12 protein-coding genes are annotated in these 14,289 nt (G+C 41.9%); 6 read left to right on the top strand and 6 right to left on the bottom strand.

The window, feature by feature from the left end; translation table 11 throughout:
* Window positions 1–2 precede the first annotated feature (2 nt).
* Window positions 3–1,133: an ABC transporter ATP-binding protein gene (locus tag IF202_RS09575; protein WP_191594690.1), complete on the bottom strand. Its 1,131-nt coding sequence runs from the start codon at window positions 1,131–1,133 to the stop codon at window positions 3–5.
* A 749-nt stretch (window positions 1,134–1,882) separates the two neighbouring features.
* Between IF202_RS09575 and IF202_RS09570 the strand changes: the two genes are divergently transcribed.
* The 6 genes from IF202_RS09570 to IF202_RS09545 all read left to right on the top strand — a co-directional run bounded on the left by IF202_RS09570 (window position 1,883) and on the right by IF202_RS09545 (window position 6,316).
* Window positions 1,883–2,617 (top strand): lipoate--protein ligase family protein, encoded by a 735-nt coding sequence (locus tag IF202_RS09570; RefSeq protein WP_191594689.1) that lies wholly within the window; start codon window positions 1,883–1,885, stop codon window positions 2,615–2,617.
* Window positions 2,618–2,702: 85 nt separating this feature from the next.
* Window positions 2,703–3,101 (top strand): VF530 family protein, encoded by a 399-nt coding sequence (locus IF202_RS09565; RefSeq protein WP_191594688.1) that lies wholly within the window; start codon window positions 2,703–2,705, stop codon window positions 3,099–3,101.
* A gap of 110 nt (window positions 3,102–3,211) precedes the next feature.
* A complete protein-coding gene (locus IF202_RS09560) occupies window positions 3,212–4,174 on the top strand; it encodes an aldo/keto reductase (protein ID WP_191594687.1) in 963 nt (320 codons plus the stop codon).
* 534 nt (window positions 4,175–4,708) lie between these two features.
* Window positions 4,709–5,578 (top strand): SDR family NAD(P)-dependent oxidoreductase, encoded by an 870-nt coding sequence (locus tag IF202_RS09555; RefSeq protein WP_191594686.1) that lies wholly within the window; start codon window positions 4,709–4,711, stop codon window positions 5,576–5,578.
* A 189-nt stretch (window positions 5,579–5,767) separates the two neighbouring features.
* Window positions 5,768–6,010 (top strand): type II toxin-antitoxin system Phd/YefM family antitoxin, encoded by a 243-nt coding sequence (locus IF202_RS09550; RefSeq protein ID WP_191594685.1) that lies wholly within the window; start codon window positions 5,768–5,770, stop codon window positions 6,008–6,010.
* 9 nt (window positions 6,011–6,019) lie between these two features.
* Window positions 6,020–6,316 (top strand): type II toxin-antitoxin system RelE/ParE family toxin, encoded by a 297-nt coding sequence (locus IF202_RS09545; RefSeq protein WP_191594684.1) that lies wholly within the window; start codon window positions 6,020–6,022, stop codon window positions 6,314–6,316.
* Between the two features lie 107 nt (window positions 6,317–6,423).
* On the opposite strand, the gene IF202_RS09540 is transcribed toward IF202_RS09545, so the two are convergent.
* From IF202_RS09540 to cobN, 5 genes are all read right to left on the bottom strand, one after another.
* Complete coding sequence (locus IF202_RS09540; RefSeq protein WP_191594683.1) at window positions 6,424–6,849, bottom strand: GNAT family N-acetyltransferase; 426 nt, start codon at window positions 6,847–6,849, stop codon at window positions 6,424–6,426.
* A 129-nt stretch (window positions 6,850–6,978) separates the two neighbouring features.
* Window positions 6,979–7,425, bottom strand: a complete 447-nt coding sequence (locus IF202_RS09535) for a GNAT family N-acetyltransferase (RefSeq protein WP_191594682.1) — start codon at window positions 7,423–7,425, stop codon at window positions 6,979–6,981.
* A gap of 375 nt (window positions 7,426–7,800) precedes the next feature.
* Window positions 7,801–8,280, bottom strand: a complete 480-nt coding sequence (locus IF202_RS09530) for a hypothetical protein (protein WP_191594681.1) — start codon at window positions 8,278–8,280, stop codon at window positions 7,801–7,803.
* A 779-nt stretch (window positions 8,281–9,059) separates the two neighbouring features.
* Window positions 9,060–10,295 carry a sirohydrochlorin chelatase gene (locus tag IF202_RS09525; protein WP_191594680.1) on the bottom strand — a complete coding sequence of 412 codons (1,236 nt, stop codon included), beginning with the start codon at window positions 10,293–10,295 and terminating at the stop codon, window positions 9,060–9,062.
* A gap of 89 nt (window positions 10,296–10,384) precedes the next feature.
* Entirely contained in the window at window positions 10,385–14,281 is a 3,897-nt protein-coding gene (gene cobN / locus IF202_RS09520; RefSeq protein WP_191594679.1) for a cobaltochelatase subunit CobN, read from the bottom strand.
* Between the last annotated feature and the right edge of the window lie 8 nt (window positions 14,282–14,289).

Below are 14,289 nucleotides of genomic sequence, written 5' to 3'. Positions count from 1 at the left end.
AACTAATCCCATAAAGTTCGTGCTGAATCCATTGAGAAATGAATATTAACCATTTCATTTTGGACCAGTACGTCGCCACGGATCTGGCTATTCTGCTGGCGTACAATAAATATACTGTTATCGCTTAATTTGACGTGATAATGCGTATCAGTCCCGAAGTAAACAATGTTCTCTAATTTACCAGATATGATTGGGTCATCAGATGTTGACCCTATTGGAAAGACTTGGGCGTGTTCTGGACGAACTGTCAACGTAATGCGTTGCCCAGCTTGTACCGTTTCCGGTGAGTTCTGTGGATCAAATGCTACCTGTATTTGTTTTCCTTCGGTACCAGCATCCAATGTGACACTAAGTCGGTCACCTTCTTCCAATACGCTAACTTTACCTTCCAAAAAGTTTGTTTCACCAATGAAATCTGCCACAAATCGTTCTGCTGGGCGTTCGTAAATATCGTGAGGTGAACCAACTTGTAAAATACGTCCGCCAGACATAACAGCGATACGATCTGACATGGTAAGCGCTTCTTCTTGGTCATGGGTGACGAAAATAAAGGTGATACCAGTCTCATGCTGTAAACGTTTCAGCTCAATCTGCATTTCCTTACGTAGCTTATAATCCAATGCAGATAATGGCTCATCCAGCAAAAGAACCTTTGGTGAAGGAGCAAGAGCGCGAGCCAAAGCTACCCTTTGCTGTTGTCCACCTGAAATTTGGCTGGTAACACGATCACGCATGGCTTGCATTTGTACTAGATCAAGCATGCGATCAACAGTTTCTTCGATTTCTGCTTTTGGCTTGCCGAGCATTTCTAGACCAAAGGCAATATTTTTCGCCACTGTCATATGAGGAAAAAGAGCATAATTCTGGAAGACGGTATTTATCGGGCGTTGGAATGGAGGAAGGTGAGCAATGTCTTTACCATGTAATAATATTGCACCTTGAGTTGGATGTTCAAAACCAGCAAACATACGTAAAAGAGTTGTTTTGCCACAGCCTGATGGCCCGAGTAAAGTGAAAAATTCGTTTTCACGGATGGAGACAGATACATCATTTAACGCTCTAAAATGTTGTTTACCATGACCAAAAACCTTGGTTATATTTTTCGCCTCTACAGCGATGGACGGGCTCTGCACTCTCCTAAACTCCTTTATTTGTTTAAATTTTTTCGATCTAATTTTTTTTGATCAAATTGTAATTTATGTTATCCAAATACTTATTTCAAGACTTATTTCAAGAAATGTGAAAGATGAGTTGTTATGATGAAATAGCATTTTTTGCTTTCTATTAGCCTCTTTTCGCTCCCTGATTAGTGACTCTATTTATTAACCAAAACCAACTAAAATAAGCACGTTACTATTGGACTGCTTTCGATTCATTAGCTACGCCACATATAGCTTAAAGACCCTAAAACAAATCAGAAAGGAAGATACTAGAGAGTCGAAAACATAAATAATTATGCGCAATAAAACACGGCCTTATCTAGCATCAGATCTTAGTATTTTTTTTCATTTTTACAGCAATAGATGAAACTTGATTTTTTTGAAATTACTTTGGCTTTATGAATTTAGTTGAATTTGAAATTATTTTGATCAAAACAATAAATCATACTACCTAAAAGTTCATTCCAAAACTTACTTCAAGTAATGGAGAGGTATCTATCAAGTCTAAATACTCTTGCCAAAACTATGAGAGAAAAACATTGTGAGGACGATATAATGAATGACAGAAAAACACAGACAGATTGCACCTACTTTACGTATTATCTGTAAAGAAATTTTGAAACAGTTCAATCTCTTAATTGGGACAATTAATATTTTTGAAATTAGGCTTATTGAAGCAAGGTAGACTCAATCTTGCCCTATTCTTCTTTGACGGAGTCGTAATGCAAACCAACAAATACAAGATAGTACGTCTTACTGATACCACAGTAAGCAACGCCTTCGAAAAAGAAGCAGAGTTACTCAACCAAGTTCAAACAGGAAACCTAAAACAAGCCTTACTGCTCTGGCAAGCCGAAGGCAAAACCATCGTATTACCTGCTAGTAAAAAGTGGCAAGCCAATCCAGAACTAGTCGCTCAACTACAAAAAGATGGTTGGAAAATTCTACCCAGACGAACAGGCGGCGCACCGGTTCCACAAACCTCTGGCGTAATTAATATCTCTCACATTTATCTTTGTGATCAGCAATCTCCAGACCTCATAAAACAGGGTTATGAAGACTTATGTAATGTCCTGACTTTATTTTTTAAACAACTAAACATAGCAGCCGACATACACGCCACGCCTTATTCCTATTGCGATGGGAGCTACAACGTCAATATCCAAGGCAAAAAAATCATTGGGACAGCACAACGGATACTCACCACCCAATCCAAAACAAAAATTGTCTTAGTCCAAGCCTGTATATTAATTGACGTAGTAATAGAAGAGCTCATTTACCCTATTAATGTATGTTATGAATTAAACCAGAATGATGGACGCATAAAACCAGAAGTGCACACCTGCCTAGCGCAACACCTTAAAATAGTGCCAACAACAGAAGAGCTTTATAGCGGATTAGTAAAAGCCTTTATGGACTATCAAAGTCGAATAACAGAACAGGCAACAAAACAATAAAGGTGAGTGATATTTATATTTTGTATGTGCAGTGACAGGTATGATAGCGCATCATAAACCCTATTAGATTTTTACGGACGCGACGATGACGGATGAGATCAATTACGAAAGCAACCCACTACACGGCCTGGGTTTACAAGATCTGTTGACACAAATAGTTGACCATTACGGCTTTGACATCCTTTTCGCCTACCTAAACGTCAACTGTTTCAAGACGAATCCCAGCATTGAATCCAGTGTGAAATTTCTCAAGAAAAATGACTGGGCGCGGGAAAAAGTTGAAGTTTTCTATCTGTATAAATTTAAAAATTTACCTAGACCTTCATCTGAGCAGTTTGCCCTGTCACCTCGATACCGAATTATTCCTGAAGGCCTTACGCCACGCGAACCAGCAGAACTCAGTCTGGAAGATGCTGAACGTGTTCGAGAGAAACAAGCGTTAAAAGCGGCTGAATATGGCAAAACGAAAAACTATCGAAGATAGTAAGTCCGACGGTCAATGTAGAGAGTATTTCAGAAAGTAATAAGACATCTAGAATGAGCAAGCAGCGGATTAATCTAAAAAAAGACACCTACTACAAGGATAATAAAAATATGTTCGAAGCAAATAAAATCCCTCCTGTTGGTTTTGGCCTATGGAAAATTGCACAAGAAGACTGCGCAGACCGCGTATATGAAGCAATTGAACTTGGGTATCGCCATTTCGATAGTGCCAGTGACTATGGCAATGAAGTTGAAGTGGGTCATGGCTTCAAAAAAGCATTTGATGCAAGGCTTTGCAAACGTGAAGACCTTTGGGTTACATCGAAGCTTTGGAACACACATCACGCAGCAGAACATGTACAGCTGGCGTTAGAGAAAACCTTAAAAGACCTACAGCTAGATTACTTAGATCTGTACTTGATCCATTTTCCAATCGCCATGAAGTACGTCCCAATTGAAGAACGCTACCCAGCAGGTTGGTTTGCTGACCCAGATGCTGCGAAGCCAGGCTTGGAACTAGCAAAAGTGCCACTCATCGAAACCTGGAAAGCAATGGAATCATTGGTTGATAAAAAACTGGTTCATCGTATTGGCATATGCAACTACAACACAGGCCTAATGCATGACTTATTAAGTTACGCACGCATCAAACCAGCGATGTTACAAATTGAATCACACCCTTATTTAACTCAAGAACGATTGATTCGCTTGTGTAAGATGAATGATATTCCAGTGACAGCCTTTTCGCCTCTTGGCGCATTGTCTTACTTAGAATTAGACATGGCACAACAAGAAGAGTCTGTTTTGGAACAAGCTGTTGTTAAAGCGGCTGCGGAACGACTCGGTAAAACGCCAGCACAAGTTGTACTAAGATGGGGAGTGCAACGCGGCACAGCCATTATTCCTAAGACAACCAAGTCTCACAGAATGATTGAAAACGCAGCCTTGTTCGACTTTGAATTGAATGATGAAGAAATGACTAACATCAGCGCGTTGAACATAAATCGCCGCTTTAATGACCCTGGTCACTTCTGCGAAGCCGCCTTCAATACCTTCCATCCAATTTACGAGTAAGTTACGAAAGCAGTCCACTACAGGGTCTGGTTTTACAAGGTCTATTGACATAAATAGCCTGTTCTTGATCGATGGAAACATCAGGAAAAAACAGGTTTTCTGCACTTAGCGACAGTCTGTATTGAACAAAGCTCTAGTAAGCCAATTACCAGTTTCAGACAGTTAAGTGCGGATAGAATTAGACCTAGAGAACAAGCAAGGCCTTCATAATAAGCCCTCTCATCTCAAAAAAGATGTCAGTACAACCTCTTAATTCATCCAGATCGAGTGGGTCAAAAAAGGTTAATTAAAATAAGAAAACACTCAGAAAAGAGTGATTTTATTAACCACAGCTTAAGCACAAAAAAGCCCAGTGTTCACTGAGCTTTTAGCATATTCCTATTCAACCCAATCCGCCACTTAGAGTAATTTGACTCTGCCCAATTCACCTTGAATTTTTAACGTGACAGCCCTGTTCATTCCTTGATCCTAGAACTAGGTATTTGATGTGTGTACACTCTTTAGATGCATTGTATTAGAGAGTAGAAAAGTAAAATGAAAAAAGACGTTGTATTGATTACAGGTGCTTCGGCTGGCCTAGGCCTTGAGATTGCCCGAAAAGTCATAGCGAGTAAGAAATACTGTGTGGTGTTAACGGCAAGGCCGAACTCAATAGAACGTTTTGCTGACGAAGGCATTGTTGAAAGTGATGATATTTTACTCCGCCCGCTTGATATCACCTCTGCAGATATGCGATGCGAATTGATAAACGAAATTAATGAACATCACGATGGCGTAGATATTCTTATTAATAATGCAGGTTTCACATTTAGAGCCGTCGTCGAAGATGTTTCAGAAGAAGATCGACTAATGCAAATGAACACCAATTTCAGATCACCTATGGAACTAACCAGATTGTGTTTACCCAGTATGAGACACAAAAGAAAAGGGAAAATTATTAATATATCGTCAATGGGGGGGCAAATGGCCATGCCCACAATGGCCGTCTACAGCGCGTCTAAATATGCACTTGAAGGCGCGACAGAAAGTTTGTGGTATGAACTAAAACCGTGGAACATTAAAGTCACATTGGTTCAACCAGGCTTTATCAATTCAAAAGGATTCGAAAAAGTCAAAAAGACAGAATTAAGCAAACTTTCATCTGAAGAAACACAGTCTCCCTACTACCAGCATTACGTTAACATGGAAAACTTCATTGAAAAAATCATGAGGCTAACCCCATCAACCTCCCATACCGTCGCCCGTAAAGTATTAAAAGTGATGAAAGCCAACAATCCACCATTACGAGTGGCTGGTACCATAGACGCGGTTTTCTTTAAATTGATGAAAACATTCGTTCCACAACGAATCTACCATTGGATCTTGTATCGCTGCCTACCCAACATCGATAAATGGGGTAAATAATGCGGCTATTCTTTAGAATATTTGTTGGATCACATAGTGACTTGTTTTAGGTGAAGTTTGGGAACAGAGTTGGTTTGATTTAACTCTGGCTTCACTCAATAAAAATCGCACGATTTAATCGTATTGATCTATTCACACGAAACACTATAATTCGACATCTATATTGCTTTCAACTATAGGATCTTAAAGATGAACACACTTACAGCGAATGATGCCAAACGAAATTTCGGCGAATTATTGATGAACGCTCAACGAGAGCCTGTGAAAATCAGCAAAAATAACAAAGACGCCGTCGTTGTGATGTCGATCAAAGACTACGAAGAACTTGAAGTAATGAAAACAGAATACCTAAAACACTGTTTCGACTCAGCTAAAAAAGACCTAGCCAAAGATGATGTGGTGGACGGTCAAAGCTTTTTGAATTCGTTGTAGCATGCCGATATGCAGAAAAAATCATACAAACTGAGTTCATTGTCTCAGCAGCACTTACATAAAATCAAACGTTACACCATTGACAACTTTTCTGAGCAACAATGGCGAAACTACAAAGAAACACTTTTATCAGGGTTTCAAATGCTTGCGGACAACCCAAAACTAGGTAAAGACTGCAACGAAATATACCTAGGTGGTTTTTACTTCCCTATTGGCAAACACACTGCGTATTACACCAAAGAAAATGACTTCATCCTAGTTGTTGCCGTTCTAGGGCAAGCGCAACTACTACAGAAGCACTTGTAATAGATCTCGATTTACTTAGGAGGTTGAAAAAGAAGTTATCCTTTCAAGCATTTCTACACTTGAAAAATTGTGTTTGATCTGACCCCAAACTCGCTTTCTTTTTATACTTACTCATAGACTGCTGGCTGATGTAATTCCATGAATGACTCTGGTGACGCTAACGCTTTAAAACCAAACTGCTCATAAAGGCCATGGGCATCACTGGTCGCCAGCGCCATACGGCGAAGACCTTGCAGCTTAGGGTGCGCCATAATGTTTTCCATTATCAACTTACTAATGCCTTTACCACGATGCTCCTCTAGAACAAAAACATCCGCTAAATACGCAAACGTCGCCGTATCTGTAATCATTCGAGCAAACGCCACCTGATTCCCTGCATCAGTAAACACACCAAAACACAGTGAATTATTAATCGCCGTTTCCATCGTACTTAATGGGATATTCTTAGCCCAATAAGATCGAGAAACATATTCATGGATAACCGAAAAATCCATATCACTTGTGTCAGAACTGACCTTATAACCTGAAATCAAAACCCACTCCTTTCATAAACATAAAAATTGAAAAACACACATGTGCATTTTTCTTACTGAGTCTTTATATTCATTGATCTTACAAGGTTTTTTAAGAAAATTTAACTCTGATACCCATTATTTAAATGACTAACTTTGCACTAACGTCATGGGCACAAACCGAATGCCATTAAACTCAGCTTCTTCGCCTGTCGCCATGAAACCATTACGTTCGTAGAAACCCACGGCATTAATAGAGGAACGTAAACTGACTTCCTTTGCCTCCGTAGCGTTCAATAAAAAGCGCAGTAACTCACGACCTAACCCTACACCTTGCGACGACTGAGAAACAAACAAATGCGTTAGATAATTTCCGTCTCGTAGTGCTGCAAAACCAAGCAACTTACCGTCAGAAACCGCCTTAATGGATAAGAATCTACCCTCATCAAACGTCGTCGCCAAATCAGGTAAAACTCGCCCTTTGTATTCTTCCTGACCTTGTGAATTGAACCAAGGAAGCACATCGACTTCTGACACCTCTTTCACAAGAGCCGTCACCGTATCTAAATCCGTTGGGATTACTTTTTGGATTTCCATGTTATTGCGAATGCCTCAAAGTTGGAGTCAGAAAAGTGCATTTGAAAGAATCGTTTTTGATCTGACCCCAAACTTTATGAATCACAAATTTTATGTGGGAAAGCGCGTACTCAAATGTACTGGGGATAATTTGTTGTGCGAAATCAATCGGAATGAATTTATTCTGGCAGGATAAGTCAGGTTTGTAATTAGCTATCACGTTCAACTGTAGCAAATAATAGAGATTAGATAACATAGCATTAAAAAAGAACATGAAAATGTTTTTTTGGAGAAATTCTACAGTTTCAACGACTCACTAAGAGGCAAATAATAGTTGGTTAAAATAAGCGACGCAGGAGCAAAAACCAACTATTATTTGTCCTTTTGAGTGACTTGTTAGTTGCGATCTATACCTAATGGGACTGTAACAACCTCATCATCAGAAGCATGCCTAAAATTAAATTGCCCTAACAAGCCACTACCATTATTTATTAACTTTAAAAACATGGAGCCATGAGCGTACATTTTTCGGTCTTTACTGCGACAAGTTAGATTTAGATAACCTTCCCAATATTCACCAACTAAATCATAATCTATATTAAATTTTTTCTGGTCTGAGGTGAAAGTGACTTGCATTGAACCAGATACTCTATGAGCAGTTTGTTTTAAAACGACTGAATGAGTTGATTTCGAGTTTAATTCATCTTTATCGTCATAGTTTGCAAACCAACTTCCTGATATATCAGCACCTTGATACCTAAACCCTTGATACCATGGTAGTAAGACTTTAAGCCAAAACTCTTTTAGTAAGAAAATAAAAGTAGCAGTTAGAACACCTGACACTACACCTAATATAATTGACTCTTCAATACTCATCGATACTCCAAAGCAACTAACAGCTTAATAGTACGCATGCGCGTTTACATATTTTAAAAACTGTCTAAATATCCCTATAACTAACTGAATTTTCAGTATTTTATAAAGCTATTCAAAAAATTAGAAAATAGATAAACGCGCATGCGCGTTATTACATCTCTTTATTAGGAAAGCCCAGCGCGTTCGTTCCTAAAAATACTTACGCTGAAGATACTTATCCATTGATACTAAAAGACTTTTTATTCATCTACCAGTACAAACGCGCAAAACAATGATTATTTCTTAGACAAAACGCGCAAAAATTTGGCTACTTAAAAAATAAACTGTATATATCACCATAAAAGATAAGACTTATTCACAACCCTTCTTACAAGGACTTATGACACTTATTATCTGAATTTAGGTCACTGAAAAAATGATTCGATGCAAGCCATTGCACGACAGCTCGATGGTCGGGTGACCGTGTTCGATATACCCTAACCTATCCACATAAGTTCTACATACCTTACGTAAAAGACCACGTAGGAGATACACAAATAACAATAGAAAACGAGGCGTTAAGATTCTGACCAAGCGAATTTTTGGTTACTTTTTGGGCGCTAGCAAAAAGTTACCCGCCCAGCAGGGCGGAAAAATGCACCCAACTACAAAGCATTTGAATGGAAACTAACAAAACAGAAACAACCCCATCCTAGCCTTCCCCTTGAAGAAAGGGGAAGGAACAAGAACAAACCAAAATGCCCAACATCTGCTGGGCATTTCAATTAAAAACAAACCAATTACTTCTTATGAGCAAACGCAGTCTTAGTACAGTCGCCTTCTATCTTGTGTTTCTCTTCTTCCAAGATCTCATCCGTAAACTGTCCCATGAAACAACAACAAATCCCTTCGCCTATCATGGTTCTTGGCCCCATTGGGTGACCAATGTGTTTGTACACGCCATGGGAATGGCCGTGACCATGCGAGTGTCCATGACTGTGATCGTGTGAATGCCCATGTGAATGATCGTGGCTGTGGCTATGATCATGTGAATGCGCGTGTGCTGTTAAGACTGAAGAATGCGCTTCAGTCGCTGACAACAAAGGCGCGTGTTTCACGTCAAAATCAGACAAGCCTTGCGTGTCATCTTGAGGATCAACAAATTCAGCATGATGATGGTGAACATCTACTTCGCCAGCCGCTAAGCGACGCTTGAAGGAATTCATCAAGGTTTCTTCACCTGCTGGCAATGTGTCTTGCATGATTTCTTCTACGCGGTGTTGAAACGCATCGATAACACGTGGGTGGTCGCTCAGATAAGGCGTTTGGATAAACTCGATCGTTGGATTCGCTTGTGCCACTTTATCCACATAACCTTGAATACGCTTGATCAATCGACCTGTGAATAAAAAGTAAGGCGCGACCACGATACGCTTATAACCCAACTTCATTAAGTTTTCTAAACCCACACCAACAGACGGATAAGTCACACCAGAATAAACCGTGTCTGACCAACCAAAGCCCATATTTTCATTAACGATACGAGTCAGTTTTGCGGCTTCCGCATTGGCGGAAGTATCAGATGTTCCACGACCGACGACGACCAATAATGTGTCGTATAGGTTCTCTGGTGGGTTCTGTGGATCAAGCCCAAGCGACTCATAAATACGCGCTTGGAAGGCCTCAATCATGTCGTCTTGTAAGCCAAGTTCACGACCATAAGTGACTTGTAAACCTGAGTTCTTTTCTTCATACGTGGTCAATACAGATGGAATGTCGTTTTTCGCATGGGTGGCGGCAAATAACATGCCCGGCACTGCGTAAATTTCTTCCACGCCTTGAGACAATAAGCTGTCGAGTCCCATGTGAATGTTTGGTGCGGAAAACTCTAAAAAACCGTATTCAACAGGCAAATGTGGAAAACGTTCTTTTAGTCCTTTGGCGACTAAACCGAATTCACGTTCTGCGTCTTTATCACGGCTGCCGTGACCACAAATCATAATGCCTTGTTTTTTGACTGATTCTGTCTTGCTCATTATCTTGCTCATTGCCTCTCTCTTTGTCGACTCTGATGGCGTTCAAATATGGAATGCTCATAAGGTTACCAGTAAGCCTCTGCCCAAGGTTACTGGCGTTTATCTTCTTGTTCCTGTTGCTGATCTAGGTCAAGCAACAGAGATTGAATTTGTTCGCGATGTTGTTCCGCATTTTGCCACATGCCACGCTGAATCGCTTCGAGTAGGCGTTCGCCCATTTCTTCTAACGCATGCGGGTTATTATCGCGCATAAACGCTTGGTTGTCTGGGTCGAGTAACAAACGATCCGTGACCATTTCGTATTGATAATCTGACACCAAATCTGTGGTCGCGTCATAGGCAAATAAATAGTCTACCGTGGCGGTCATTTCAAACGCGCCTTTGTAGCCATGGGTTTGCATGGCTTCGATCCATTTCGGATTCAAGACCCGTGATCGAACCACTCGATTTAACTCTTCTTGCAAGGTTCTAATTTTAGGCGAGCTCGGATTAGAATGATCATTGTGATACACGCTTGGCGCTTGACCGCCGAACGCTGTCACCGCGTTCGTCATACCACCTTGGAACTGATAGTAATCGTCTGAATCTAAAATATCGTGTTCGCGGTTATCTTGGTTTTGCACCACGGTGTCTAGCTGTGACAAACGTTCCACAAAGGCGGATTTGGCTTCAACACCATCTTGCTTGCCATTGCAGGTATTTCCGTCATAAGCGTAACCGCCCCAGTTTACATAGGCTTCTGCTAAATCGGCTTTGGTGTCCCAACAGCGTTCGTCTATTAAACCCTGTAAGCCTGCACCATACGCGCCCGGTTTGCTGCCAAATACTCGGTAAGACGCTTGGCGATTTGCCAGTTCTTCGTCCATTCCTTGGTCAAGTAGGGTTTGTTTTCGCGCTTGAACATTGGCTCGAATCGTATTGCCTGTGCCCGGTTCTGGATAGTCTGCAATGGCTTGTACCGCCGCATCATAAAGTCGCATCACGTTAGCAAACGCATCGCGAAAAAAACCTGATACTCGTAAGGTGACATCGACTCTTGGACGGCCTAATTGCATACAAGACAGTATTTCAAAATCGGTGACACGATTCGACCCTGCCGCCCAAATAGGACGAACGCCCATCAGAGCAAACGCCTGTGCGATATCATCCCCGCCCGTTCGCATGGTTGCGGTTCCCCAAACGGACAAGCCTAAGTCTTTCGGGTAATCGCCATGTTCTTGTAAGTGTCGTTGAACCAAGGCTTCTGCGGATTGCTGACCAATTGCCCACGCGGCTGGCGATGGAATCGCGCGATTGTCCACAGAGAAAAAATTACGCCCTGTCGGTAAAGTGTCTAGTCGCCCTCTTGTTGGCGCACCACTTGGGCCCGGTGGAATAAAGCCACCCGCCAAACCTGTGATCAAAGCGGCAATTTCGTCTTGTGCACTCTTTTCTAAGGCGAGCATTAAGGTTTTTTTACTGTGTGATAAAAGTTGCGCTGTTTGTGGATAAGAGCGCATTAAGTCCACAGTAGAATTGTTTTCAATCAAGTAAGTGAGTGCCAATTTTTTAGCAAATAATTCAAGTCGTTCTTTGGTGTCTGCGTGCGTTCGCCAAACATCATTACTGATGTTTAATAAATCATCTGGTTTGTTCCCAAGCCAAGGCGTACTTAGGCTTTGCATTGGGTCAAATTCGTCTTGGTTAAAACCAAAGTCTTTTACGAGCGCATGAAGAAACCCTTGGCTGGTGATGTCACTACCGCGAGGCAAACGCAATAACGCCACCAGCGTATCAGCGAGTTTATCGTCTTCTGGTAATTCACCAAGACGATGCAAACCGTGGCGAATTTGCGCTTCTTTTATCTCACATAGATAGGTGTCTAAGCCTTCCAAAACCGAATCGTCATTACTGATGTCATCATTCGTATTTTGAGTAATGGCCAGCTCTTCCAATAAATGCGTTTCTTGGACTTTTTTAAGAATCTGTTCGCGTAACCAAGTTTCTCGGCGAATATCCATGCCCATGGCTTGGTAATATTCGTCCACAAGATTTTCTAATTCTGCCATTTCACCGTAGGTTTCGGCGCGCGTCATCGGCGGCATGAGATGGTCAATAATGGTGGCTTGTGTTCGACGTTTGGCTTGAGCGCCCTCGCCCGGATCATTCACGATAAAAGGGTAAAAATTTGGCATTGGCCCAAGTGCAATATCTGGCCAGCACATGTCAGACAAAGCAGTACCTTTTCCCGGTAACCATTCCAAGTTGCCGTGTTTTCCGACATGCACAAAAGCGTCCACTTTATACACATGACGTAACCAAAAATAAAAGGCCAAATAGCTGTGAGGTGGAATTAAGTCTGGATCGTGATAATTCGCTAATAAATCAAGATTAAAGCCTCGCGCTGGCTGAATGCCAACAAAGGTTTCACCAAGCCGAATGCCCGCCAACATGAGTCGTCGTTCACCGTTTTGTTCTCGGCATTTATGGTCTTCTTCTGGTGGTCCCCAACGATCCCAAACTGCGTTTTGGCTTTCTAACGGTAACTGATAAAAGTAAGTTAAGTAGTCTTCTAAAGACAAACTCTGCCAGCAACCACGTTCATGAAGTGTATTAGGGTTGTTTGTTACCGCGCCAAGCAATTCTTCTATCAAGGCGTTGCCATGTTCTGGAATATCCGCAATGGGATAACCTGCGTCTTCTAATGCATTCAGCAAATTAATGGTCGACGCGGGGGTATCTAATCCCACACCGTTGCCAATTCGCCCGTCTTTGGTTGGGTAGTTTGCCAATATAAAGGCAATGCGTTTTTCGGCGTTTGGTTTGTTGGCTAGATTCGCATAACGCGTTGCCAGTTGAGCGACAAAGCACGCCCGCTCTGGATGAAGCTCGTAACGAATCAAGTCTATTTGTGCGGCGTCGTTGTAATGACTCAAAGCTTTAAAGCTCATCGCTCGGGTAATGATGCGCCCGTCCATTTCAGGCAACACGACTTGCATGGCAACATCACGACTGCGTAAACCTTGAATTTGACCTTCCCAGTCTTCTTGCGTGCTACCAGATAAAATAAGTTGTAAAACAGGGATAGGAGAAGTGAACGCCGATTGAAAATCGGTTGGTTCAGACGCCAAATCTGGACTGCCGACTCTGTTCGCTGCAAAGCCTGTGGTGTTCAAAATGACTTTGGCTTGAGTTTGTTCTGCCAGAGTTTCGACCAGTTCGACCGATACTTGGTCTTTTAACGAACTGACGGCAATCGCCAACGGCACGAGGCCTTCTTGCTCAATAATTGCCAACAAGTCATCAAACATTGACGTGTTACCGCTTTGCAGATGGGAGCGATAAAATACCACCAGCGCCACGGGTTTGTTTGCTAAAGATGCTGTGTAATGGCTTTGCCACTCAATCAAGCTGGACGCTTTGCCGTTATGATAAATTAAGGCGGAGGGTAAAGGCGCAGGCTCTAACCATTGAGTTACAACATCAAAATACTGTGCCGCTAGGAAATGGAAAAATTGCTCGCTGTTGCTCTGCCCACTTTCACGTAAATAACGCCACACTCGATGAGCATCTTCCATTGAACATGTTGACACTTGCATCAAGGCAGGGTCTGGCGTGTCGTCACCCGGCACCAGAATCAAGGTGCGGTTTGGTTTGGCTTTCGCCCAGATTTGTAGCTGTTGGAAACCGTACGACCAATAATGCTCGCCACCCAACAAGGACACCACGACGACCTTTGCGTGTTCTAGAACTTTGTGTTCATACAAATCATACGCAGCGGGTTTAACAAGCTGCATCCAATTGGCGAGACGAACACTCGGTAATCTGCATGCCTCCAATCCATCATAGGAACTATTTAAAGAGCCGACCTGATCAAGCGCACTGCCGAGTGCACCCAATACAGAATCCGCTGCGGCCAATATCACCAAATCCGCTGGTGATTGTCCGAGATCGACAATGCCTTCATCGTCTACGAATCCGCCCGGTTTGGCCGCTAATAAATGCACTTTTTTCT

It is taken from the genome of Marinomonas colpomeniae (genome assembly GCF_014803385.1).
Taxonomy (GTDB): Bacteria; Pseudomonadota; Gammaproteobacteria; order Pseudomonadales; family Marinomonadaceae; genus Marinomonas; species Marinomonas colpomeniae.
The sequence above is the reverse complement of the archived record's forward strand: the minus strand, read 5'-3'. Positions and strand labels throughout refer to the sequence as shown.

Bases quoted from the DNA above. Each gene is read 5' to 3' on its own strand.
- IF202_RS09570 (WP_191594689.1), top strand. From the start codon at position 1,883: ATGCAAACCAACAAATACAAGATAGTACGTCTTACTGATACCACAGTA.
- IF202_RS09565 (WP_191594688.1), top strand. From the start codon at position 2,703: ATGACGGATGAGATCAATTACGAAAGCAACCCACTACACGGCCTGGGT.
- IF202_RS09560 (WP_191594687.1), top strand. From the start codon at position 3,212: ATGTTCGAAGCAAATAAAATCCCTCCTGTTGGTTTTGGCCTATGGAAA.
- IF202_RS09555 (WP_191594686.1), top strand. From the start codon at position 4,709: ATGAAAAAAGACGTTGTATTGATTACAGGTGCTTCGGCTGGCCTAGGC.
- IF202_RS09550 (WP_191594685.1), top strand. From the start codon at position 5,768: ATGAACACACTTACAGCGAATGATGCCAAACGAAATTTCGGCGAATTA.
- IF202_RS09545 (WP_191594684.1), top strand. From the start codon at position 6,020: ATGCAGAAAAAATCATACAAACTGAGTTCATTGTCTCAGCAGCACTTA.
- IF202_RS09535 (WP_191594682.1), bottom strand. From the start codon at position 7,425: ATGGAAATCCAAAAAGTAATCCCAACGGATTTAGATACGGTGACGGCT.
- IF202_RS09530 (WP_191594681.1), bottom strand. From the start codon at position 8,280: ATGAGTATTGAAGAGTCAATTATATTAGGTGTAGTGTCAGGTGTTCTA.
- IF202_RS09525 (WP_191594680.1), bottom strand. From the start codon at position 10,295: ATGAGCAAGACAGAATCAGTCAAAAAACAAGGCATTATGATTTGTGGT.